The 22,111-nt window shown below is 63.0% G+C and carries 21 protein-coding genes; 14 read left to right on the top strand and 7 right to left on the bottom strand.

Annotation, left to right across the window (positions count from 1 at the left end; all coding sequences use genetic code 11):
- Positions 1-31: 31 nt before the first annotated feature.
- The 7 genes from WS64_RS02510 (at position 32) to WS64_RS02540 (ending at position 6,362) form a co-directional block, all read left to right on the top strand.
- Positions 32-1,333, top strand: a complete 1,302-nt coding sequence (locus WS64_RS02510; protein ID WP_060965646.1) for a hypothetical protein — start codon at positions 32-34, stop codon at positions 1,331-1,333.
- Positions 1,334-1,517: 184 nt separating this feature from the next.
- Positions 1,518-2,096 (top strand): YqgE/AlgH family protein, encoded by a 579-nt coding sequence (locus tag WS64_RS02515; RefSeq protein WP_006491354.1) that lies wholly within the window; start codon positions 1,518-1,520, stop codon positions 2,094-2,096.
- Positions 2,093-2,542, top strand: a complete 450-nt coding sequence (gene ruvX / locus WS64_RS02520) for a Holliday junction resolvase RuvX (protein WP_059641986.1) — start codon at positions 2,093-2,095, stop codon at positions 2,540-2,542. Before WS64_RS02515 ends, ruvX begins: the two co-directional genes overlap by 4 nt.
- Complete coding sequence (gene pyrR / locus WS64_RS02525; protein ID WP_060965647.1) at positions 2,529-3,041, top strand: bifunctional pyr operon transcriptional regulator/uracil phosphoribosyltransferase PyrR; 513 nt, start codon at positions 2,529-2,531, stop codon at positions 3,039-3,041. The genes ruvX and pyrR overlap by 14 nt, the downstream gene beginning before the upstream one ends.
- A gap of 73 nt (positions 3,042-3,114) precedes the next feature.
- Positions 3,115-4,146 carry an aspartate carbamoyltransferase catalytic subunit gene (locus WS64_RS02530; RefSeq protein WP_006476735.1) on the top strand — a complete coding sequence of 344 codons (1,032 nt, stop codon included), beginning with the start codon at positions 3,115-3,117 and terminating at the stop codon, positions 4,144-4,146.
- A 61-nt stretch (positions 4,147-4,207) separates the two neighbouring features.
- Positions 4,208-5,485, top strand: coding sequence for a dihydroorotase (locus WS64_RS02535; protein ID WP_060312829.1), 1,278 nt, complete (start codon positions 4,208-4,210; stop codon positions 5,483-5,485).
- Positions 5,486-5,504: 19 nt separating this feature from the next.
- Entirely contained in the window at positions 5,505-6,362 is an 858-nt protein-coding gene (locus WS64_RS02540) for a lysophospholipid acyltransferase family protein (protein WP_060965648.1), read from the top strand.
- A 42-nt stretch (positions 6,363-6,404) separates the two neighbouring features.
- On the opposite strand, the gene WS64_RS02545 is transcribed toward WS64_RS02540, so the two are convergent.
- A complete protein-coding gene (locus tag WS64_RS02545; protein WP_060965649.1) occupies positions 6,405-7,244 on the bottom strand; it encodes a symmetrical bis(5'-nucleosyl)-tetraphosphatase in 840 nt (279 codons plus the stop codon).
- Positions 7,245-7,729: 485 nt separating this feature from the next.
- On the opposite strand from WS64_RS02545, the gene WS64_RS02550 reads away from it, so the two are divergent.
- A complete protein-coding gene (locus tag WS64_RS02550) occupies positions 7,730-8,512 on the top strand; it encodes an ABC transporter permease (protein WP_059574206.1) in 783 nt (260 codons plus the stop codon).
- Positions 8,513-8,522: 10 nt separating this feature from the next.
- Positions 8,523-9,272 (top strand): ABC transporter ATP-binding protein, encoded by a 750-nt coding sequence (locus WS64_RS02555; protein ID WP_059641972.1) that lies wholly within the window; start codon positions 8,523-8,525, stop codon positions 9,270-9,272.
- Positions 9,273-9,427: 155 nt separating this feature from the next.
- Here WS64_RS02555 and WS64_RS02560 read toward each other — a convergent pair whose 3' ends face one another.
- The 6 genes from WS64_RS02560 to WS64_RS02585 are packed head-to-tail and all read right to left on the bottom strand — an operon-like array spanning position 9,428 to position 16,141.
- Positions 9,428-10,783, bottom strand: coding sequence for a glycosyltransferase (locus WS64_RS02560; protein WP_060965650.1), 1,356 nt, complete (start codon positions 10,781-10,783; stop codon positions 9,428-9,430).
- The gene (locus WS64_RS02565; protein WP_059641966.1) at positions 10,780-11,817 is read right to left on the bottom strand and encodes a glycosyltransferase family 4 protein; all 1,038 of its coding nucleotides are present in this window, start codon (positions 11,815-11,817) and stop codon (positions 10,780-10,782) included. Before WS64_RS02565 ends, WS64_RS02560 begins: the two co-directional genes overlap by 4 nt.
- Positions 11,814-12,848, bottom strand: a complete 1,035-nt coding sequence (locus WS64_RS02570; protein ID WP_060965651.1) for a glycosyltransferase family 4 protein — start codon at positions 12,846-12,848, stop codon at positions 11,814-11,816. The genes WS64_RS02565 and WS64_RS02570 overlap by 4 nt, the downstream gene beginning before the upstream one ends.
- The gene (locus WS64_RS02575) at positions 12,848-13,951 is read right to left on the bottom strand and encodes a DegT/DnrJ/EryC1/StrS family aminotransferase (RefSeq protein WP_060965652.1); all 1,104 of its coding nucleotides are present in this window, start codon (positions 13,949-13,951) and stop codon (positions 12,848-12,850) included. Before WS64_RS02575 ends, WS64_RS02570 begins: the two co-directional genes overlap by 1 nt.
- Positions 13,952-13,964: 13 nt before the next feature.
- Positions 13,965-14,588, bottom strand: a complete 624-nt coding sequence (locus tag WS64_RS02580; protein WP_059641958.1) for an acetyltransferase — start codon at positions 14,586-14,588, stop codon at positions 13,965-13,967.
- Positions 14,585-16,141, bottom strand: a complete 1,557-nt coding sequence (locus WS64_RS02585; protein WP_167351604.1) for an FkbM family methyltransferase — start codon at positions 16,139-16,141, stop codon at positions 14,585-14,587. Before WS64_RS02585 ends, WS64_RS02580 begins: the two co-directional genes overlap by 4 nt.
- 699 nt (positions 16,142-16,840) lie before the next feature.
- On the opposite strand from WS64_RS02585, the gene rfbB reads away from it, so the two are divergent.
- The 5 genes from rfbB to WS64_RS02610 all read left to right on the top strand — a co-directional run bounded on the left by rfbB (position 16,841) and on the right by WS64_RS02610 (position 21,923).
- Positions 16,841-17,902, top strand: coding sequence for a dTDP-glucose 4,6-dehydratase (rfbB, locus tag WS64_RS02590; protein ID WP_059574202.1), 1,062 nt, complete (start codon positions 16,841-16,843; stop codon positions 17,900-17,902).
- Between the two features lie 11 nt (positions 17,903-17,913).
- Positions 17,914-18,807 (top strand): glucose-1-phosphate thymidylyltransferase RfbA, encoded by an 894-nt coding sequence (rfbA, locus tag WS64_RS02595; RefSeq protein WP_059574201.1) that lies wholly within the window; start codon positions 17,914-17,916, stop codon positions 18,805-18,807.
- Positions 18,792-19,343: a dTDP-4-dehydrorhamnose 3,5-epimerase gene (rfbC, locus tag WS64_RS02600; protein WP_059641952.1), complete on the top strand. Its 552-nt coding sequence runs from the start codon at positions 18,792-18,794 to the stop codon at positions 19,341-19,343. The genes rfbA and rfbC overlap by 16 nt, the downstream gene beginning before the upstream one ends.
- Before the next feature lie 8 nt (positions 19,344-19,351).
- Entirely contained in the window at positions 19,352-20,236 is an 885-nt protein-coding gene (gene rfbD, locus WS64_RS02605; RefSeq protein ID WP_059641949.1) for a dTDP-4-dehydrorhamnose reductase, read from the top strand.
- A gap of 241 nt (positions 20,237-20,477) precedes the next feature.
- Positions 20,478-21,923 (top strand): mannose-1-phosphate guanylyltransferase/mannose-6-phosphate isomerase, encoded by a 1,446-nt coding sequence (locus WS64_RS02610; RefSeq protein ID WP_059574198.1) that lies wholly within the window; start codon positions 20,478-20,480, stop codon positions 21,921-21,923.
- Positions 21,924-22,111 lie beyond the last annotated feature (188 nt).

Genomic DNA, 22,111 nt, shown 5'->3' on the forward strand with positions numbered 1-22,111 from the left:
AGCGACTTGACGATGACAGGCGCGCGTGCCCATGACGTCCGATCCGGCGAACGTTCCCCACCCTGACGCATTGCCCAACCCGCGCGGCGGCGCCGTGCGCGCGGCCGATGCGTGGCTGGCGGCGGCCGCCGACGCGTTCGAGCGGCGCGACGACGCCGTGGCGCCGCTTGCCGCTGCCGCGGCCGTGCTGGCGGAAGCCGGCTGGCTGCCGGCCGCGCGCTTCGCCGGGCAACTATCGGCCGCCGTGCCGCTCGTTGCCACCGAGCCGACGTCGGCCGGCTGGCGTGCGGCGCTGCGGGATTTTCGTGCGGCCGTCGGGCGCCACAATCTGCGCGAGCTTGCGTGCTCGCCCGTTCTCTTCGAGCATTTCCGGGCGTTGCGCGCGCAAAGCGCCGCCGACCTGCGCGCGAGCGTGCCGCTCGATGCGCTGGCGCTCGTCGGCCGCGCGGTGCCGCCCGCCACGCTGCGCGCGCTGCCCGATACCGTCGCACCCCGGATTCGCGCCCGCTACGAGCAGGCGCTGCTCGGCGTGCTGCGTGCCGAACACGGTGCGCCGGGCGCGGCGCTCGACGAACTCGACGCGATGTTCGCCGCGCTCACCGACGACGCACCGTACGATTTCTGGCGGCTCGCGGCCGCGTGCGCGCGCGCGCTGCGGGCAAGCGGCGCGCCCGAGCTCAAGCGCTTTCTCGCGCGGACCAACCTGCTGCTCGGCGAACACGCGCAGGGCCGGCGCAGCGCGCCGCCCGACCTGGTGCGCGAGACGGTGGCGCTGCTATGGCGCGATTTCGCGCTGTTCGGCGCCGCGGCCGAGGACGTCGCGCTCGTCGACGTGCTGCACGACTACGGGTTGACGGTCGACTGGCACGTCGCCGGCACGCCCGCATCCGAGGCACTGTGGGAGGCCGATGCCGCGCGGGCCGAGCACGATGCGGTCACAGCCGCCCCCACTCGTGCGCTCGGCGTCGTGACCGTCAATGCGCATGCCTACGAGGATTTCCTGCAGACCGCCGATGCGTCGATGGCCGATCTGGCGGCCAATCCGGCCACGGCCGACGCCGGCGCCGCATGGCACGCGTCCGGCGCCGCCTACCGGGTCGGCACGGCCGCGTGCGCGCTCGGGCTCGGCCACGCGGCGCTGCTGGCCGATACGCTCGGCCTGGCGTGGCGCCGTGCGGCGCACGGCGTGCCGCTCGCCGACGGCGGCCTCGATGCGCACCGCCATGCGTCCGACATGCTGCGCGCGGCGCTCCTGAAGATCGCGGCCGGCGTCGCGCCGCCGGACCTCACGGCGGCGTCCGAAGCGCTCGGCGCGGCGCTCGGCCGGAGCTGACGAACAAGGGGACGGACACGCGACGGCGGGCCTCGCCGGGCGGGCCTGCAACACGCTGCCGACAGCGCCCGCGCGCGTGTTAGAGTGCCGTGTGATCCGCGCGCGCGCCGTTGCCAGCGCGGCGCGGCGTTGCTTGTTTATCGCGGCCCGGTCAGGTCGCGGCGTCTTTGCTAAAATTCAAACCATGTCAAAGCCTTCCGATCGCATCAATCTCACCAACCAGTTCCTGATCGCCATGCCGAACATGGCCGATCCGACGTTCTCGGGGACGGTGGTCTATCTTTGCGATCACAGCGAGCGCGGTGCGCTCGGCCTCGTCATCAATCGTCCCACCGACATCGACCTCGAGTCGCTGTTCAACCGCATCGACCTGAAGCTCGACATCGAGCCGTTGCTGCACATTCCCGTGTACTTCGGCGGCCCGGTCCAGACCGAGCGCGGCTTCGTGCTGCACGAGCCGGTCGAGGGCGCGAGCTACAACTCGTCGATGTCCGTCGACGGCGGGCTCGAGATGACGACGTCGAAGGACGTGCTCGAGGCGGTCGCGACGGGCACCGGCCCGAAACGCTTCCTGCTGACGCTCGGCCATGCGGGCTGGGGCGCCGGCCAGCTCGAGGAAGAAATTTCCCGCAACGGCTGGCTGACCGTCGCCGCCGATCCGCGCATCGTGTTCGACACGCCGGCCGAGGAGCGCTTCGAAGCCGCGCTCGGCCTGCTGGGCGTGAGCTCGTCGATGCTGTCCGGCGAAGCAGGGCACGCATGACTGGCGCGGGCGCGCGCGATGCGACGCTCCTGGCGTTCGACTACGGCGAAAAACGGATCGGCGTCGCGATCGGCAACGCGCTGACGCGCTCGGCGCGTGCGCTCGTCGTGATCCAGAACCTGAACCGCGAACACCGCTTCAAGGCGGTCGGCGACCTACTGGCCGAATGGCGGCCGGACGCGCTCGTCGTGGGCCTGCCGATGCATCCGGACGGCACGCCGCACGACATGACGCAGCAGGCGAAGCGCTTCGGCAACCAGTTGAACGGCCGCTTCGGGCTGCCCGTCACGTGGGTCGACGAGCGCTATTCGTCGGTCGAGGCCGAGGCCGGGATGCGCGAGCGCAACGTGCGCGGCCGCGCCCGCACCGACATGCTCGATGCCGAAGCCGCGCGCGTCATTCTTCAACAGTATCTCGATCAATTGTCCGACCATGAGCATCATTGACGCCGAGGCGCTTTACCGCGTCCTGCTCGACCAGATCCGCGCCGCGTACGGCACGGCGTTCGCCGAACCGGGCGGCCCGCGGCTCGCCGGCATTCACAGCGGCGGCGCGTGGCTCGCCGAGCGCCTCGCGCGCGATCTCGGCGCACCGGCGTTCGGCGTCGTCAACGTCGCGCTGCACCGCGACGACTACGCGAAGAAGGGGCTGCACAGCCAGGCCAGCCCGACGTCGCTGCCGTTCGAGATCGACGGCGCGCGCATCGTGCTCGTCGACGACGTGCTGTACACCGGGCGCACCGTGCGCGCGGCGCTCAACGAGCTGTTCGACTACGGCCGTCCGGCCGCGGTCGAGCTCGCGGTGCTCGCCGATCGCGGCGGCCGCGAGCTGCCGGTTGCCGCACGCTTCGCGGGCGGCACGCTCGACGTGGCGGCCGGCGCGACGCTCGTGCTCGCGCGCGACGATGCGCGGTTCACGCTGCGCGTCGAGTCGCACGGCGCCTGAACCACACGCGAACCGTATCCCGGGCCGCTGGTTTGCACCGCGGCCCGTTTGCATAGTTGGAATCACGCACACCATGACCACCGACACCACTGGCCGCACCGGCAATCCCGCGGCGGCCGCGAGCCCCGACCGGTTTCGCTACGGTTTCCTGAAGGGCAACCCGCAGCTCACGAAAAACGGCGAGCTGAAGCATCTGCTGTCGATCGAAGGGCTGCCGCGCTCGATCGTCAATCACATCCTCGATACGGCCGAGCAGTTCGTCAGCGTGACGGACCGTGAAGTGAAGAAGGTGCCGCTCTTGCGCGGCAAGTCCGTGTTCAACCTGTTCTTCGAGAACTCGACGCGCACCCGCACGACCTTCGAGATCGCCGCGACGCGCCTGTCGGCCGACGTGCTGAACCTGAACATCAACGCGTCGTCCACGAGCAAGGGCGAATCGCTGCTCGACACGATCAACAACCTGTCGGCGATGCATGCCGACCTGTTCGTCGTACGCCACGCGTCGAGCGGCGCGCCGTACCTGATCGCCGAGCACTGCGCGCCGCACGTGCACGTGATCAACGCCGGCGACGGCCGCCACGCGCATCCGACGCAAGGCCTGCTCGACATGTACACGATCCGCCACTACAAGCGCGACTTCACGAAGCTGCGCGTGGCGATCGTCGGCGACATCCTGCATTCGCGCGTCGCGCGCTCCGACATCCACGCACTCACCACGCTCGGCGTGCCCGAAGTGCGCGCGATCGGCCCGCGCACGCTGCTGCCGGGCGGCCTCGAACAGATGGGCGTGAAGGTGTTCCACAACCTCGACGAAGGGCTGAAGGGCGTCGACGTGATCATCATGCTGCGCCTGCAGAACGAACGGATGAGCGGCGCGCTGCTGCCGTCCGCGCAGGAGTACTTCAAGACGTGGGGCCTGACGCCCGAGCGCCTCGCGCTCGCCGCGCCCGACGCGATCGTGATGCACCCGGGGCCGATGAACCGCGGCGTCGAGATCGATTCGCAGGTCGCCGACGGCCCGCAGTCGGTGATCCTCAACCAGGTCACGTTCGGCATCGCCGTGCGGATGGCGGTGATGGGCATCGTCGCCGGCAACAGCGACTGAGCCCGCTTTCGCGCCTCCTCGTTCAGGCATTCAACGCAATCAACGCATTCACAGACAGCGCATGAAGATTCATATCAAAGGCGGCACGCTGATCGACCCGGTCGCCGGCACCGAACGGCAGGCCGACGTATTCGTCGCGGACGGCAAGATCGCCGCGCTTGGCGGCGCGCCGGCCGGTTTCAACGCGGACAAGACGATCGACGCATCGGGCCTGATCGTCGCGCCCGGCCTCGTCGACCTGTGCGCGCGACTGCGCGAGCCCGGCTACGAACACAAGGCGACGCTCGCGTCCGAGATGGCCGCGGCCGTCGCAGGCGGCGTCACGACGCTCGTGTGCCCGCCGGACACCGACCCGGTGCTCGACGAGCCGGGCCTCGTCGAAATGCTCAAGTTCCGTGCGCGCAATCTGCGGCAGGCGAACGTGCATCCGCTCGGCGCGCTGACCGTCGGCCTCAAGGGCGAAGTGATCACCGAGATGGTCGCGCTGACCGAATCCGGCTGCGTCGGCTTCACGCATGCGAACGTGCCGGTGCGCGACACGCAGGTGCTGCTGCGCGCGCTGCAATACGCGAGCACGTATGGCTACACGACGTGGCTGCGTCCGCTCGACGCGTTCATCGGCCGCGGCGGCGTGGCCGCGAGCGGCGCGCTCGCGTCGCGGCTCGGGCTGTCCGGCGTGCCGGTCGCGGCCGAGACGATCGCGCTGCACACCATTTTCGAGCTGATGCGCGTGACGGGCGCGCGCGTGCACCTCGCGCGGCTGTCGTCGGCGGCCGGCCTCGCGCTCGTGCGCGCGGCGAAGGCCGAAGGGTTGCCCGTGACCTGCGACGTCGGCGTGAACCATGTCCACCTGATCGACGTCGACATCGGCTACTTCGATTCGCAGTTCCGGCTCGATCCGCCGCTGCGCGGCGAGCGCGACCGCGAAGCGATCCGCGCGGCGCTTGCCGACGGCACGATCGACGCGATCTGCTCCGATCACACGCCGGTCGACGACGACGAGAAGCTGCTGCCGTTTGCCGAAGCGACGCCGGGCGCGACGGGGCTCGAGCTGCTGCTGTCGCTCACGCTGAAGTGGGCGGACGAGACGCGCACGCCGCTCGCGCAGGCGCTGCGCCGCATCACGGCCGCGCCGGCCGACGTGCTGCAACTGCCGGCCGGGCGCCTCGCCGAAGGCGGCGCGGCGGACCTGTGCGTGTTCGACCCGCGCGCGCACTGGCGCGTCGAGCCGCGTGCGCTGAAGAGCCAGGGCCACAACTCGCCGTTCCTCGGCTACGAACTGCCGGCCACCGTGCGCGCGACGCTCGTGGGCGGGCAGGTCGCGTTCGAGCGCCACTGAACCACGCCGGACCTTCGCCATGATCGCCTTTCGCAAGCTGCGTCTCGTCTTTCACCTGTTGCGCGGCATGGTGATCGTCGCGCTGCGTTTTTCGCACGTCACGCCCGCGCGCCGCGCCGAGTTGACGCGCCGCTGGTCGGTCAAGATGCTGCGCATCTGCGGGATGCGCCTCGTCGTCCACAACGACGGCGCGCGGCTCGACGCGAGCGCGCTCGTCGTGGGCAACCACGTGTCGTGGCTCGACATCTACGCGGTCAACGCGTGGCGGCCGACGCCGTTCGTGTCGAAGGCCGAGGTGCGGCAGTGGCCGGTCGTCGGCTGGCTCGCCGAGAAGCTCGACACCGTGTTCCTGCAGCGCGAGAAGCGCACCGAGGCGATGCGGATCATGCACGAGATGGCCGAACGCCTGCGCAACGGCGGCGTGATGTGCGTGTTTCCGGAAGGGACGACGTCCGACGGCCAGGATCTGCTGCCGTTCCATGCGAACCTGTTCCAGTCCGCGGTGTCGGCCGGCTGCGCGGTGCAGCCGATCTGCCTGATGTACGAGGATGCGCACGGGCGGCAGTCGGTCGCGCCGGCCTACACGGGCGATTTGTCGCTCGGCAAGTCGCTCGACATGGTGCTGCGCGGCGGCCCGCTCGTCGCGCATTTGTACGTGTGCGAACCGATCGCGCCGGGCGGCGATCGCCGCGCGACGTCCGCGGCGGCGCGCGATGCGATCGCGACCGCACTGGCGGCGATGCAGGAGAAGGTCGGCAAGCCGACGGCCGAGTCGCTCGCCGAGCTGCAGAAGCATGCGTATCCGGCGACCGAGCTCGGCGCCGGTGCGGCGGGCGAGGCGGCAGCGGACGCGCCCGTGCCGGGGCGCGAGGGCTGACGCGCTGCCCGGCCTGGCCGGGTCAGGCGAATCAGCGTGTGGTCACTCGCCGCCCGGCGAGCGGCACGCTTCGCACTGCACCTGCGTGACCGTGCGCTGCGCCGGATCGGCCGTCAGCCGTACGGCCGACAACTGGTTGCCCCATACGCAGCCCGAATCGAGCGCGACGACGTTGTCGCGCAGCATCAGGCCGAGCGCGGCCCAGTGTCCGAACACGACCGTCACGTCCGCGGTGCGGCGCCCCGGTACGTCGAACCACGGCAGGTAGCCGGGCGGCGCGCTGTCGGGGCCGCCGTTCGCCTTGAATTCCATCGCGCCGTCGGGCGTGCAGAAGCGCAGGCGCGTGAACGCGTTGAATGCGACGCGCATGCGGTCACGTTTTTTCAGGTTCGGGTTCCATTGGTTGGGTTCGTTGCCGTACAGGCCTTGCAGCGTGTCGCGCCAGTCGGGGGCGCGGAGTGCGCGCTGGAGTTCGTCGGCGAGTTCGAGTGCGAGCGTGGCGTCCCATTGCGGCAGCACGCCGGCGTGGACGAGCAGCTTTCCGTCTTCGACATGCACGAACGGGCGGTGGCGGACCCAATCGAGCAGGGCTTCGGCGTCGGGGGCGTCGAGGATCTCGCCGATCGTGTCGCCGGGGCGTTCGGTGCGCAGGCCGGCGGAGACGGCGAGCAGGTGGAGGTCGTGGTTGCCGAGTACCACGGTCGCGCGCGGGCCGAGCTCGACGACCGCGCGCAGCGCGGCGAGGGAGCCCGGGCCGCGGTTGACGACGTCGCCGGCGATCCAGAGCGGGGTGTCGCCGGGGGCTGAGAGCTTGGCGAGCAGCGACTGGAAAGCGGAATGGCAGCCTTGGATGTCGCCGATGGCGATGGGGGGATGGGGCATGGGTTCGTGGGTGTTCGGGAGTCGAGCATACGGTAGCAAAAGTTCGTTCCCGGAGGCTACGCGAAAATTTTCATCCGACACTAATAACTTCACCATGCCTGCGCTTTGGCCACCAAGCACGGGTCGGGCGTCGCTGTTTCAAGTTGTTAGCAACGTGGCTTTTGCATCCGGCGGCTTCATATAATTTGCCGTTCCCGCGCGAAAATTACCATCAGATGACTCTGGCGGGCATGGCGACCGGGTAAAATGCCGGGCCTGAGGCGGCTCGGATGGTTGTTCCCCCTTGCGATCTGCCGCATGGCAACGTTCGCGGCGTGCCTGGCTTGTACTCGCAGGGACGCCAAATGATCCGATTCGTGGTCATGCTTGCCCCATTTGACTGCTGTCATAGTGGGCCAGGCATCGACTCGATAACGTGCCAGGGCGCGCTGACATAGTCGACAATTCTGTCTGACGCCCCTATTCCTTCATTTTTGAAAGCTTGCATGCTGACCCTTTCACTTGCGGACCTAAAGAAAAGCATCACGGCGTGGCGGTTGTGGACCTTGCTCGGCTGGCTTGAAATTCGGCAACGCTATGCGCGTTCGCGCCTGGGGCCGTTCTGGCTCACGATCAGTATGGGTGTGATGATTTCGTCGTTGGGTGTCGTTTACGGCACGTTGTTCGGCCAGAAAATCAACGAATACCTGCCGTTTCTTGCTGCCAGCATCGTGCTGTGGGGTTTATTCTCGACGACGATCGTGGAAGGCAGCGTCGCGTACATCAACAGCGCGCCCTACATCCGGCAAATGGCCACGCCGAAACTGATCTATATCCTGCAGGTCGTGTGGCGAAACTTGATCGTCCTTACCCACAACTTCGTGATCGTCATCGCGCTGCTGGCGATCTACGGCGTGAAAAGTTGGGAGACGTTGCCAGTATTCATTCCGGCGCTGCTGGTGTATGTGCTGAACGCCACATGGATCGCGATGGTGGTGGGCCTGCTGTCGGCGCGCTTTCGCGATCTGCCGCAGATCGTGAGCGCATTGCTTCAGGTCGCGTTCTACGTGACGCCGATCATTTTCCGCCCCGATGCGCTTAATCGCTTCTCTTTCATTGTCGAGTGGAATCCGCTCGCGTATCTGATCGACCTCGTGCGTGGCCCGCTTATCGGACAGATGCCCAGTGAATTGACCTGGGCGATCACGGTCGGAATGGCAGCGATTGGATGGCCTGTTGCCCTGTTGATGACCGGACGTTATCTGAAGCGTATTCCGTACTGGGTCTGAGAGAAACGATATGGCGTTTATCGAATTACAGAGCGTAACGCTCGATTTGCCGATCTTCGACGTGCAAGGGCGTTCGCTCAAGAAGCAGGTGCTCAACATGGGGCGCCGCAACAGGATCGCCGAGGGCAACGACGGTGTGATCGTCGTGCGTGCGCTGGACGAAGTGAGTTTCCGTTTTGAGCGTGGCGACCGCGTTGGGCTGATCGGACACAACGGGGCGGGGAAATCGACATTGCTTCGTGCTATGGCGGGCATCTATCCGCCATCGTCTGGCCAGTTGTTGCGTGAAGGAAGCGTGGTGCCGCTCCTCGATATCGGCCTCGGCATGGACGAGAACTCGACCGGCATGCAGAACATTCGGCTCAGAGGGCTGTTGCTCGGCATGTCAGATGCGGAGATTCGGGAGAAGCAGCGCGAAATCGCTGAGTTCTGCGAACTCGGCGATTATCTGGACCTGCCGATTCGTACGTATTCCAGCGGGATGAAGGTGCGGCTCGCTTTTGCAGTGTCCACTGCAGTCGATGCCGAAATCCTGTTGCTCGACGAAGTGATGGGCGTCGGTGATGCGTCGTTCATGCACAAGGCGGAAGCGCGATTGGCCGATCTTCATAGCCGGGCCGAAATCGTCGTGCTGGCGATGCACTCGAACTCCGAAATCCGCAAGGTATGCAACAAGGTGCTTTGGATGGAGCGTGGTCGTGTACGCGCTTTCGGGCCGACGGAAGAAGTCGTGTCGGAGTATGAGGCGACGACGGCGTGACTTAGCGCATGCCGGGTCATGGGCCATCCTGCGCGCGGGCAGGATGTCCATGCAGGCTCGCATGCTTTAATGGCGAGCCAGGATGCATAAATCAACCGCTGGGCGGATAAACCGGGATGTATCGTTCGTTGCGGGCGCGAACCCGCAACGACAGTTCAGGTGAGTTGCAAACCGTTGGTTTGCGGCACGCTCCATGCAGGTGCGACCTCCGCCGATCTGCGTCCGCTGAAAATCTCCAGTGTCGCCAGATCTTCTTCGCGTAGCGGATTCGCAATCGTCGCTGACCAGCGCCCCGCAATTTCCGAGATCGAATGGCATGCGTCGATGACCGGTTTCGCGGCGAGCGCGCGCCGCGTCATGTCCGCTAGCGACCGCGCGTAGGCGGCTGCCGAGAAGGTATCGGTGGCCCAAAGCTGCGCTTTTTTGCCAATTGTCCTGATTTTTTCCCGATCGCGGATCAAGGCGGTCAAGCTGGACGAAATGTCGTTAATTTCATTCTTGACCGATACCTTCAGCACGTACTCGTCGGGAATCTCAGAATAGAAGCCGGCATCGGTACAGATGACGGCTTTTCCATAGAGCATTGCCTCGATCGCGGACGCAGATGCTGCTTCGAGCGTCGGCCAGCGCAAGCAACTGACGACGTCGCTCTCGGCGATCGTTTGCGCGAGCACAGCATCATCGACTTCTCCGACGATCACCAGATTCACACCGTGGCTTCTGGCCATACGAGACAGCGACAGCACTATCTCTGGCTGAACATGGCCCACGAGCTTGTAAGTGATGTTGTTTCGGAGCGTTGCACTCGCGCCAATCGCCGTGATAACGCTTTCGACACGCTTGTTCGAATTGACGTGCCCGATGGTCAGGACTTGCACGCGCCCACAGTCCTTGTGAGGCGGGTGCCGTTCGGTCTGAGCAGCCGGCGCATCATAAGGGAGTGCTGACACGCTGACAGGCCCCGAGCACGCTTTCAGCACGCGATCGCATCCCCACGAACTGTGAGTGACGACGCCGAGCGCCATCGAGCAGATCCATTCGGTCATCGGCGAGTCTTCGCACGTAGCGTCGATGAACGCGTCGCCGTTGGTGTAGGCGAAGAAGCGCGCGGCAATCGCTTCACCGTACCAGTTCTTCAGGACGGCATCGGCCTCTGGTAGGTGTGACTGCGCCCAGCTGTAAAACAGATGTCCGAGGTAAAAATCGTGAAGGCATACGATACCCGGCGCCTTCGATATCCAGTGTAGGCAACCCTCATGAAAATCGTAGCTGTTGCCGATCTGGTAGACGCACATATCCGCCGACGCAGTGGCCTGCTGTACGCTCGTGAATTCGTTCCACGCAATAAGTGGCGCGTTGAATTCGTGCGTCGGAAGATCCAGAAACCGGACCGATTCCGTTTGCACGACGCTGACTTCGTGACCTTGCGCAACGAGCTGACGAACAACCAACGACGCCATGCGACCAATTGCCGAGCGTTTGATCGTCGGCGTGAAGATCAATAGCTTCATTGCAGCAGCGCCTCCACGGTTTGCGGCCAATTCACGCCCATGCTTTCCCACAACGCCTTGGCTGCCTGTCCATAAGTGTGTGCTCGTGCGGCGTTCTGAACGACAGCGTGCATGACGCTTGCGAGCGAGGCGGCCTCGGGTTGCGCAACCCACCCCGTCTCGTTGTGCTTGACGAGCCCTAGAATACCGCCGCTATCGTCGGTCGTGATCAGCGCCTTGCCGGCCGTCGCGGCTTCCATGGCAACGTAACCCAGCGAATCTTCGTCGAATGGCAGATAGGCCACGGCCGAGGCCTCGTTGATGTAAGTGGCATACACGTCGCGCGGCAGGAAACGCAAGTCGAGCTTGACGCGATCCGACAGGCCAAGCCGCTCGACGAGTTGATGCAGGCGCGTGCCGTCGTCCGGCGTGTCCGGCGGACCGGCGATGATCAGCCGTACTCCACGGTCGGTTTTCGCGAGCGCTTCGAGGAGGAGATACTGACGCTTCATGTCGTTTACGCGGCCACCTGCGAATACGTAGCCACCGGGCTCGCCTCCGGGAAACATCTCCGGATCATTGACGGGTGGAAGCAGGACTTCAGCGTCGAAGCCGTTGTACTGCTTGAGCCGACGTTGAGTCACCGCAGAGTTCGTGAAGATGTGGCGGCTTTCCGCAAAGCTTTCGTTATCGGCATTGCGGATCATTTCGCGCAATGCGTCACCTTCCGGCCCGGGCGGGAGATTGGTCTGGCCTGCATCGAACAGGTCATACGCCTGCCGGTATTGATGCAGCAGCCAAAGCGACTTCCGGTGGTGGCGAATCAGGTACGCCGGAAATTTGAGTGCGATGACGTGGTCCGCATTCGACAATTCGAACGCCCGCACCATCAGCATCTGCGACGGAATACGCGTTGCAGGTTCCCATCGGAACGGGATGCGGAGCACTTCGGCTTCGTGGCCGGCAATCACCAGGTTTCGCTGCAGATGCGCAGCCAACTCTTCCGCACCACCCCAGACGAACGGGGCCATATTGTTGACGACGAGCACCTTCATGCTAGCAACCTTTGGAGCACGTGTTCCCACGAAATGTTGAGCGCCTTCAGGCGTTTGGGTGCCGCTTTCCCCATTTGAATCGTTTTGTTTCGATCGAGATAAAGCCGATCCATCGCTTCCGCGAGTGCTTTGGGATCGGGATCTGCCACATAACCATTGATGTTGTCTTGTACCAACTCCAGCACGCCGCCGGAATCGGACACCGTCAAGACAGGCTTCTCGGCGTGACTGGCCTCGACGCTCGGATAGCCGTACGAATCCTCATCAACCGGGATATAGGCTGCAGCGAGACAATGGGCCAGTTGCTCGATCTTTTCCTCTTCGGAAATCCAGCGATCTTCCAGCAGTACCTTTTCGTCAAGAGCCAGAGCGGAAATGGTTCGCCGGAGGTCGTCTGCGTAGCCTTGCGACCCACTTTTGCCATAAAGGCGCAGCCGGACGGGCGTGGTGACGTATTGCATCGCTTCGATCAGCAGGTGCTGCCGCTTGTGATGTTCGATTCGGCAGATACATACGATATCGTTCGAATAATCCGCGCAGTGGAACCGTTCCGGCTCGAATACCGGCGGGTACAGGATTTCGCTCGGGACGTTGTTGTACTTGTCCAGGCGTTCGGATACGACGCGACTGTTCGTGAAGATCGCCTTGGCTTCTCTCAGACCCGCGTCGTCGACCTGTCGTAGCGCGTCGCGCATGCCCAGATGCTTTTGATCATCCGGGAAGCCCCGGTACGGCGAATCCCACAGATCATAGAATGCGCGCAGGTGATGGATAAACCATACGATCTTGTGCCGATGGGGAATCAGATGCGCTTGCGGCCGGAAACAGATGATCCGGTCAGCTGCGTCCAAGTCGATCCACCGATAGGCCATCATCTGTTTGAACAGCAGATCTGGAGCATCTGTCTCCGGCAGATAGACGCGCTCGACGCGATGTCCTTGCCTTTCGAGCATGATCTGAAGCCACTCGACGATGTTTCTGTAGCCGCCATTGACGAATGGCACGAAAGACGAAACAAGCGCAATCTTCATCAGTCGGCAAGAACCTGCTGCAGGCTGTCGGCAATGCGTTGCACGTCGGCCCGCGTTAAATCCTGATGCGTCGGCAGATTGATGCCGCGCTGCGACCATAGATCAGCGATCGGATAGGTCGACTCCTCCATGTAAGGCGGCAGCACATGCATCGGGTAAAACACCGGGCGCGTTTCGATGGCCATTTCGTCGAGGCATCGCATCACGTAATCCCGCTTGTGCTCGTCGCCTTCGCGCAAGAATACGTTGTACATCCAGAACACCTGCTTGGCCCAAGAAGCTTCGGACGGCAGGACGAGCTTGTCGCGCAGTTCATTCAGGGCTTCGTTGTACCAGCCTGCCAGACGTTCGCGCTCGGCGAGCGCATTGTCGATGCCTTCCATCTGCGCCAGCCCGATTGCTGCCTGGATGTTGGTCATCCGATAGTTGTAGCCCACGACGGGGAACCAGTAGCGGCGCGTGGGGTCCATTCCTTGGCCGCGATACAGGCGCAATTTCGCTGCAAGCTCGTCGTCGTCGGTGGTGACCATGCCGCCTTCGCCGGTCGTAATGATCTTGTTGCCGAAGAAGCTGAAGGTCGCGCAGGTTCCGAGGCTACCGACACGCTTGCCGCGCACTTCCGCGCCATGGGCTTCGGCGGCATCCTCGACGACCCACAAGCCATGTTTTTTCGCGATCTCGTTGACGGCATCCATTTCGGCCGGGTGACCGTACAAATGGACGGGAATGATGCCCCTGGTCCGAGCGGTGATTTTGCGTTCGATGTCGTTTGGATCGATATTCATCGTGTCGGCGCTAACGTCGACGAGCACCGGGGTCGCGCCGCAATAGCGAACGGCGTTGGCAGTGGCGATATAAGTGACCGTCGGGATGATCACTTCGTCACCGGGCTGCAGGCCGAGAGCGACCAGCGCGAGGTGAAGGGCAGTCGTACCGTTGTTTGCCGCAATCGCGTGCTTGACGCCGCAAAATTTCGCAAATGCCTCTTCGAACGCCGGAATGTATTTTCCGTTCGAGGAAATCCAGTTCGTATCGAGGCAATCGAGAACGTACTTGCGCTCGTTTCCGGCCATCTTCGGCTGAGCTACCATGATTCGTTGCATATGAATATTCCTGTTACTTTATTTGTTTGGCGGGCACGCCAACGGCCGTGCAACCCTCGGAAATATTGCTAACCACAACGCCGCCAGCGCCGATGACAGCTCGCTCGCCAATGACGATTTCCGGAATGACCTTGGTACCGACGCCGAGAAATGTGTAATCGCCGACTACGACGTTGCCGGCCAGCGCGCTTTGAGGCGCGACATGCACCGCGCGTCCGATCCGGCAATCGTGATCGATCGTGGCACCCGTATTCACGATCGACAGGTCACCGATGCTTGCCTCTGCGTTGATCACGGCGCCGGCCATGATTGCTATACCCGAACCGATCGTCGCGCTCGGCGAAATCGTCGCCGACGGGCTGATCGCATTGACGAGCGTGTAACCGTGGCGCAGCGCCAGTGTCGCCAGGCGGTCTCGGAGCCTGTTGGCGCCAATGGCGATGAATACGCGCGCGTAACCTTCGTGCCTCAGCGTCTCTAGATTCTCGTCGCCCTTCAGCACAGGAACACCGACGCATTGTTCCGGACTGTCGGCTCCGCCAATGCAGTAAGCCACGCGTTCGCCAGCCGCCTGCAGCAGTTCGATGCAGACTTTCGCATGCCCTCCGGCCCCAACGACAACAATTTCCTGCGTCATGCGTCCAACCTTTCCCAAACGCCCGAATTCTTTCGGCTGAAAAGCAAATTGATCGAATCACAGGCAAGCAGATTTTCGATGGTCCAGTGCTCCAGCACGCCGGAAACACTATTGATTGCTCGATATTGCAAGCCGTGCGCCGCAAAGGCATTCAACCAGTCGCCGGGCGCGATGCCTGTTCGCTTGAGGTGCGCCGGGCCGAATTCGACGATGATCGCGAGTTCCGTATTGCGCTCGATGAGTCCGGCTGCGGATTCGATGACTTGGAGTTCGGCGCCTTCCGCGTCGATTTTCAGAAGATCGACCTTTTGTGTGGCCGGAACGATGTCGTCTATCTTGACCACGGAGACTTCGACCGGCTCGGTATCCGTGCTCGTGCGTTCGTCAAGCGGGAAAAGGGAATGGTGGCCGCTCGTCGCACCGAGAAACAGTTTGTGATGTCCGGTTTCGTTTGAGACGGCGGCTTGATGAATCTCCACCAGCGACGCAAACCCGTTCATCCACACGGACCGTTCGAGCAGTGCTTTGGTCGGCCCGAACGGCTCGAATGCAATAATCTTTCCTTGACCTTGCATCGATCGCGCTGCGGCAAGCGTATGGAGTCCGATATTTGCGCCCACGTCGATGAAACAGTTTCCTGGCTCGACAAGCTTTTCGATGAGCAGTCGCGTACCGCGTTCCAATTCGCCGGTCTCGAGCAGGGAGGCAAGAAGCGCGTGATCGTTCTCGGCGCAAAGCGCGAAGCCGGCTTCGGTTCTGACAAGCACGGCACCATTGCCGCAGTTGACGGCGACTCGGCGAGCCGTTGCGTGGCTGTAAATCTCGATACGGTCCAGCTTGGGATTGATGTTTGCAAACCACTCGTCAAGCCGTTGTGTCGTTTCGGACACCGCTTGTTGGGTTTCGAGATGAGTCAGACTATGGGACTCGAGCGCCTTCTGATGCGCAGCAACCATTTCCTGGCGAAGGGGGACCTGCGTGTCCCGGAATTCCTGTGCGGTCGTCGACGTTGCCTGTCGAATTTCGTGGGTGACCGCCTGCCGGGTCGTCAGTACATCCCCTTGAATCGACGCTTGCGCCTTCTGAAGCTCCTGCACCATATGAGCGGTCGCTTTCTGCAATTCCTGATGAATTGCAGATTGAGCGTGATGGATCGCCGACTGGGAGGCGAATGCATCCTGCAAGAGCTGGTGGCGAATCTCCTGCAGCTTGGTCAGGTTTGCCGACAGGGAGTTCTGAATTTCCTGGCGGAAGTCCTGCTGCAATTCTGCCATCAGATACCGGCGCGCCCTGAGCGCGATAGGGCGGATAGCGGGTTTGAGAAGCCTGTACGTGATTTGCGCCAGCGGGCGCAGCAGTTTCTTCACCTGTTGCCGGATGCTGGTATGCGTTGGATGCGTCGACGCGATGGCGTCGCTTTCGCCCGGATGAGCGGAGGCCGGGGGCGCGTTTCCTGTCGCCGTCGCCTCGTGCTGATGGGCGCGCGCGTCTCGTTTCGTTGTCGATGCAAAGGCAACGCCGACATCAGCGCCAAGCCTCAGATTTTTTTTCATTGGGGAATCCCGATCCGGCGTGTCTGGAACTTCAAACTTCAAAGTGAGTCGTGCGGGAATGCATCCGATGTTCCGGGTTGGCGTGTCCGACGACCAGTTCGGTGGCATGCCTGCGTCAGAAATGCGACGAGGATGTCTGATCCGCATGATGCGTTGCAGGCCATCCTTGAAACGATAATTATCTCATTATGTTCCGGGGAACTCCAAACGTGCTCGGCTGCATGCACGCGTCATCGCCGGTTCGCATCGCCGTGCTTGTCTCGATAGTGCGCGGCCGTAGGGATCCGCTTCCCCGAAAAAACACGAGAACATTGGGACGCGTCGGAGTGCGCACGGGGCCGCGTGGGGCCTGCGGCAGTACGACTCCGAAGGCATGGCACGTATCATTTCGTGATTGTGCGTCCGGCTGGATCGACCCCGTTGGAGCACGATATATTCGTCTTAACTGCATGATTATGCAGGATTTTTTTGGCGTTGCGGTGGGGCCGGAGCGTTGTTTCGAGTTGTTAATGGCATGGCCCTTGCGGCGGGGTACTTCTTATAATCGCCGGTCCGTCGCAAAATTCGCATTTCTTGACTTTGATACCTACGGTGACCGGTTAAAATCCGGGCCTGACGAGGCTCGGGCGTTGCCACCCGTGATATGTCATGCGACGAGCGCCCCGACCGGGCGTGCCGCACATTTCTAGAGGGAGTCCCATGATTCTGGTGACGGGCGGTGCGGGTTTTATCGGTGCCAACTTCGTTCTCGACTGGCTACACCACCACGACGAACCCGTGCTCAATGTCGACAAGCTGACCTATGCGGGCAATCTGCGCACGCTGCAGTCGCTGATCGATAATCCGAAGCACGTATTTGCGCGTGTTGATATTTGCGATCGCGCCGCGCTCGACGCACTGTTTGCCGAACACAAGCCGCGTGCGGTCGTGCACTTCGCCGCCGAAAGCCACGTCGATCGTTCGATCCATGGCCCCGCCGATTTCGTGCAGACCAATGTCGTCGGCACGTTTACGTTGCTCGACGCGGCGCGCGCGCACTGGAGCGGGCTGAGTGATGCCGACAAGGCCGGATTTCGCTTCCTGCACGTGTCGACCGACGAGGTATTCGGCTCGCTATCCCCGACCGATCCGCAATTCTCCGAAACGACACCATACGCGCCGAACAGCCCGTACTCGGCGACAAAGGCCGGCTCCGATCATCTGGTGCGTGCCTATCACCATACGTACGGCCTCCCGACACTGACGACGAACTGCTCGAACAACTATGGCCCATATCAGTTTCCCGAGAAGCTGATTCCGCTGATGATTGCGAACGCGCTTGCGGGCAAGGCGCTGCCGATCTACGGCGACGGCCAGAACGTGCGCGACTGGCTGTACGTCGGCGATCATTGCAGTGCCATCCGCGAGATACTTGCGCGTGGCGTCCCGGGCGAGACGTACAACGTCGGTGGCTGGAACGAGAAGAAGAATCTCGACGTCGTGCATACGCTGTGCGACCTGCTCGACAGCGCGCGTCCGAAGGCGACGGGTTCCTATCGTGACCAGATCACCTACGTGACGGATCGTCCAGGCCACGATCGCCGCTATGCGATCGACGCGCACAAGCTCGAACGCGAACTGGGGTGGAAGCCGGTGGAGACGTTCGAGACGGGGCTGGCGAAGACGGTACGCTGGTATCTCGACAATCAGGCTTGGGTTGACGATGTCGTATCGGGCGAATATCGCAAGTGGGTCGAGACGAATTACGCGCAACGCACTTGAGGGCATGGCCGATGGCACGTAAAGGCATCATTCTCGCGGGCGGTTCCGGCACGCGACTGTATCCGATCACGCATGTCGTATCGAAGCAGCTCCTGCCGGTCTACGATAAACCGATGATCTACTACCCGCTGTCCACGCTGATGGTGGCCGGGATCCGCGACGTACTCATCATTTCGACGCCGCAGGATACGCCGCGCTTCGAGGCGATGCTTGGCGATGGCAGTCAATGGGGGATGAATATCCGCTACGCGGTGCAGCCGTCACCGGACGGGCTCGCGCAGGCATTCATCATTGGCAGGGAATTCATCGGCAACGATCCGTCGGCGCTGATTCTCGGTGACAACATTTTCTACGGGCACGATCTGGCGAAAAAACTGGAGCGTGCGGACGCGAAGGAGTCGGGCGCGACTGTGTTCGCATATCACGTGCAGGATCCCGAGCGTTACGGCGTCGTCGAATTCGACACGCAATTTCGCGCGCTGTCCATCGAGGAAAAGCCAGCCGTGCCGCGCTCGAATTATGCGGTGACAGGCTTGTACTTCTACGACAATCAGGTGTGCGACATCGCCGCCGATATCAAGCCATCCGCGCGTGGCGAACTCGAGATCACTGACGTGAATTCACGCTATCTCGCCGATGGCAAGCTCGACGTCGAGATCATGGGGCGCGGCTATGCCTGGCTCGATACCGGCACGCACGATTCGTTGATCGATGCGGCAACGTTCATCGCGACGTTGCAGAAGCGTCAGGGGCTCGTTGTTGCCTGTCCCGAAGAGATCGCCTATCGCAGACAGTGGATCGACGCGGATCAGTTGCGCAAGCTTGCCGTGCCGCTGGCGAAGAACGGCTACGGGCGCTATCTCGAACACGTTCTTTTGGATCAGGTCGCATGGCAATTCAAGTAACGGCAACGGCGCTGCCGGAAGTCAAGATCATCGAACCGAAGGTCTTCGGCGATGCGCGTGGCCATTTCTATGAAAGCTTCAACGCGCGCGACTTCGCGGAACACGTGGCGGCGGGCGTCGAATTCCTTCAGGACAATCATTCGCGCTCGACAAAGGGGGTGCTGCGCGGCCTCCACTACCAGATTCGGCACGCGCAGGGAAAACTTGTGCGCGTCGTGGAAGGCGAGGTATTCGACGTCGCGGTCGATATCCGCAAGCACTCGCCGAATTTCGGCAAGTGGGTCGGCGTCGTGCTGTCGGCCGAGAACCATCGGCAGGTATGGATTCCGCCCGGTTTTGCGCACGGCTTCGTCGTGCTGTCCGACGCTGCGCAGTTCCTGTACAAGACGACCGATTACTGGTACCCGGAGCACGAGCGCTGTATCGTGTGGAACGATCCTGAGATCGGGATCGAATGGCCGCTCGATGTGGAGCCATTGCTGGCGCCCAAGGATGCCGCTGGCGCACGACTCAGCGAAGCCGAGGTGTACGTTTGAGGCCGGATATGAGGCAGCAGCCGACGATTCTCGTGACCGGGGTAAACGGCCAGGTTGGTTTCGAATTGTTGCGATCGCTCCAGGGGCTCGGCCGAGTGGTGCCGTGTGACCGGTCGACGCTCGATCTTTCCGATCTCGATCGTGTGCGCGCTTTCGTCAGGGATCTGAAGCCGTCCCTGATCGTGAATCCGGCCGCTTATACGGCGGTGGACAAGGCAGAGAACGACATCGAGCTTGCGCGACGCCTGAATGTCGACGTGCCGCGCGTATTTGCCGAGGAGGCGGCGCGTAGCGGCGGCGCGCTGATTCACTACTCGACCGATTATGTGTTCGACGGTGCGAAAGCGGGCGCGTATGTAGAAACCGACGCGACGAATCCCCTGAATGCATACGGAGCGACGAAGCTCGAGGGCGAACACGCGATCGCGGCGACCGGATGTGCGCATTTGATCTTGCGCACGAGCTGGGTATATGGCCGGCGTGGCAGCAACTTCCTGCTGACGATGCTGAGGCTGGCTGCCGAGCGCTCCGAGTTGCGGGTCGTTGCGGATCAGGTCGGCGCGCCGACCTGGGCCAGGACAATCGCTGCCGCGACGTCGCACATCGTCGCCCAGGGCGTTGCATCGGTTGACGCCGACTGGTGGGCGCGCCAGTCGGGTATCTACCACTTTACGTCTGCCGGCGCGACCTCCTGGTGCGGCTTTGCCGAAGCGATATTCGCTATCGCGATGGCTTCGCGCGCGCCGAGGGTGGTGCCGATTTCCTCGGATGACTATCCGACGGCCGCAACGCGGCCGGCCAATTCGCGAATGGCACTGGGGAAGCTGACGGCGGCATTCGGCTTGCAGATGCCGGATTGGCGCGATGCATTGCAACTGTGCTTGAGCGAATGACGCGCCGCGGCGCCGTCCGCGCCGGGCGAGACGGGTTGCGGGCGCCCGGGAATGCCTCGGCCCTCCCCGGCGGTTGTTCCGGGCGCCCCGGCCGTTTCCGGGGAAGGTGGTTCGCCGGCTATAATTCTCCTTTCGGCCCGGTCCGATGCGACCCGGCTGACACCGATGCCGGCGGTGTACTGATGCAAATGGCGAAGGCCTCGACCTTGCCAACGGATACTAAATTTCTGGAGTGAATGCGATGTTAATCCCCGTCATCCTGTCCGGTGGTGCTGGCACCCGACTGTGGCCAGTTTCCCGCGAAGGGCATCCCAAACCGTTCATGAAGCTTGCGGATGGTGAAAGCTTGCTCCTGAAAACCTACCGCCGGGCGGCAGCGGCGATCGGCAATGATGGGGAATCCGAGCGTGGAGAACTGTTGACGGTCACGAACCGCGACTACTACTTCATGAGCAAGGACGAGTTCGGCTATGCCGCGCTCGGCAATCAGCAGTCCGGTGTATTCATGCTCGAGCCGACCGGTCGCAACACTGCGCCTGCGGTGGCGATGGCGGCGCATCACGTTGCGGACAAGTACGGGCGCGACGCGCTGATGTTGGTGCTCGCAGCCGATCATCTGGTGCAGGATCAGCAGGGTTTCTCGGCTGCGGTCGCGAGCGCGATCGAACTTGCGAAGCAGGACAAACTGGTCACGTTCGGCATCGTGCCGACGGGGCCGGACACGGGCTTTGGCTACATCGAGGCGGGGGATCGCGTCGGGGACGGCCGCGTGGCGCTGCGCTTCGTCGAGAAACCCGACGCAGTGAAGGCTGCCGAATATGTCGCAGCCGGCAACTACCTGTGGAACTCGGGCATGTTCTGTTTCAAGGCCGGTGTGATTCTCGACGAGATGGCTCGTCATGCCCCGGACGTCGCGACGGCCGCCGATGAATGTTGGGCGTCGCTGCAGTCGGACAAGGGTTCGGCGCAGATGCTCGAGATTCCCGCCGAATCGTTCCAGAAAATGCCCGACATCTCGATCGATTATGCGGTGATGGAGCGTTCGTCGAAGGTTGTGGTCGTGCCGTCCAGTTTCGGCTGGAGCGATATCGGCTCGTGGGGCGCTGTGCGCGACCTGACCGTGCCGGACCAGGACAGCAACCGGGCCGTCGGCGAAGCGATCTTCGTCGATAGCCGGAACACCTATGTGCAGAGCCAGGATCGTGTCGTCGCGGCGGTTGGCGTCACCGATCTGATGATCATCGATACGCCGGACGCATTGCTGGTCGCGAGTCCGGATCGCGCGCAGGACGTGAAGCAGGTGGTAGCCCGCCTGAAGAAGCAGAATCACGATGCCTACAAACTGCATCGCACGGTGAGTCGCCCGTGGGGCACGTACACGGTGCTGGAGGAAGGCCCGCGCTTCAAGATCAAGCGCATTGAAGTCAAGCCGGGCGCGAGCCTCAGTTTGCAGATGCATCATCATCGCAGCGAGCACTGGATCGTCGTGTGCGGGATGGCCAAGGTCGTCAACGGCGATCAGGAAATTTTCGTTCGGACCAACGAATCCACCTACATTCCCGCCGGTCACAAGCACCGCCTCGAGAATCCCGGTGTGCTGGACCTCGTGATGATCGAAGTGCAGAGCGGCGAGTATCTCGGCGAAGACGACATCGTTCGCTTCGAAGACGTATACGGCCGGGCTTGATGCCGGGAATGACGCCAGTCCTTCGGATCTAGCGGGGCTCATGGCGTGAAGCGCCAAGCGGGAATTCCAGTCCGGGTTCGGAATTCCGGCTTGGCGCGGCTGTGCCGTTCTTGACCAGCGATGGCCTGCTCGCGGCGCAGGCCTGCCGCGGGTCTGATGTCGACATATCGCCGCACTGTTGTGCGGGC

Source organism: Burkholderia anthina (genome assembly GCF_001547525.1).
Taxonomy (GTDB): Bacteria; Pseudomonadota; Gammaproteobacteria; order Burkholderiales; family Burkholderiaceae; genus Burkholderia; species Burkholderia semiarida.

What these genes read in the sequence shown, in the direction of transcription:
- WS64_RS02510 (WP_060965646.1), top strand. Translation starts at nt 32, where the DNA reads ATGACGTCCGATCCGGCGAACGTTCCCCACCCTGACGCATTGCCCAAC.
- WS64_RS02515 (WP_006491354.1), top strand. Translation starts at nt 1,518, where the DNA reads ATGTCAAAGCCTTCCGATCGCATCAATCTCACCAACCAGTTCCTGATC.
- ruvX (WP_059641986.1), top strand. Translation starts at nt 2,093, where the DNA reads ATGACTGGCGCGGGCGCGCGCGATGCGACGCTCCTGGCGTTCGACTAC.
- pyrR (WP_060965647.1), top strand. Translation starts at nt 2,529, where the DNA reads ATGAGCATCATTGACGCCGAGGCGCTTTACCGCGTCCTGCTCGACCAG.
- WS64_RS02530 (WP_006476735.1), top strand. Translation starts at nt 3,115, where the DNA reads ATGACCACCGACACCACTGGCCGCACCGGCAATCCCGCGGCGGCCGCG.
- WS64_RS02535 (WP_060312829.1), top strand. Translation starts at nt 4,208, where the DNA reads ATGAAGATTCATATCAAAGGCGGCACGCTGATCGACCCGGTCGCCGGC.
- WS64_RS02540 (WP_060965648.1), top strand. Translation starts at nt 5,505, where the DNA reads ATGATCGCCTTTCGCAAGCTGCGTCTCGTCTTTCACCTGTTGCGCGGC.
- WS64_RS02545 (WP_060965649.1), bottom strand. Translation starts at nt 7,244, where the DNA reads ATGCCCCATCCCCCCATCGCCATCGGCGACATCCAAGGCTGCCATTCC.
- WS64_RS02550 (WP_059574206.1), top strand. Translation starts at nt 7,730, where the DNA reads ATGCTGACCCTTTCACTTGCGGACCTAAAGAAAAGCATCACGGCGTGG.
- WS64_RS02555 (WP_059641972.1), top strand. Translation starts at nt 8,523, where the DNA reads ATGGCGTTTATCGAATTACAGAGCGTAACGCTCGATTTGCCGATCTTC.
- WS64_RS02560 (WP_060965650.1), bottom strand. Translation starts at nt 10,783, where the DNA reads ATGAAGCTATTGATCTTCACGCCGACGATCAAACGCTCGGCAATTGGT.
- WS64_RS02565 (WP_059641966.1), bottom strand. Translation starts at nt 11,817, where the DNA reads ATGAAGGTGCTCGTCGTCAACAATATGGCCCCGTTCGTCTGGGGTGGT.
- WS64_RS02570 (WP_060965651.1), bottom strand. Translation starts at nt 12,848, where the DNA reads ATGAAGATTGCGCTTGTTTCGTCTTTCGTGCCATTCGTCAATGGCGGC.
- WS64_RS02575 (WP_060965652.1), bottom strand. Translation starts at nt 13,951, where the DNA reads ATGCAACGAATCATGGTAGCTCAGCCGAAGATGGCCGGAAACGAGCGC.
- WS64_RS02580 (WP_059641958.1), bottom strand. Translation starts at nt 14,588, where the DNA reads ATGACGCAGGAAATTGTTGTCGTTGGGGCCGGAGGGCATGCGAAAGTC.
- WS64_RS02585 (WP_167351604.1), bottom strand. Translation starts at nt 16,141, where the DNA reads ATGAAAAAAAATCTGAGGCTTGGCGCTGATGTCGGCGTTGCCTTTGCA.
- rfbB (WP_059574202.1), top strand. Translation starts at nt 16,841, where the DNA reads ATGATTCTGGTGACGGGCGGTGCGGGTTTTATCGGTGCCAACTTCGTT.
- rfbA (WP_059574201.1), top strand. Translation starts at nt 17,914, where the DNA reads ATGGCACGTAAAGGCATCATTCTCGCGGGCGGTTCCGGCACGCGACTG.
- rfbC (WP_059641952.1), top strand. Translation starts at nt 18,792, where the DNA reads ATGGCAATTCAAGTAACGGCAACGGCGCTGCCGGAAGTCAAGATCATC.
- rfbD (WP_059641949.1), top strand. Translation starts at nt 19,352, where the DNA reads ATGAGGCAGCAGCCGACGATTCTCGTGACCGGGGTAAACGGCCAGGTT.
- WS64_RS02610 (WP_059574198.1), top strand. Translation starts at nt 20,478, where the DNA reads ATGTTAATCCCCGTCATCCTGTCCGGTGGTGCTGGCACCCGACTGTGG.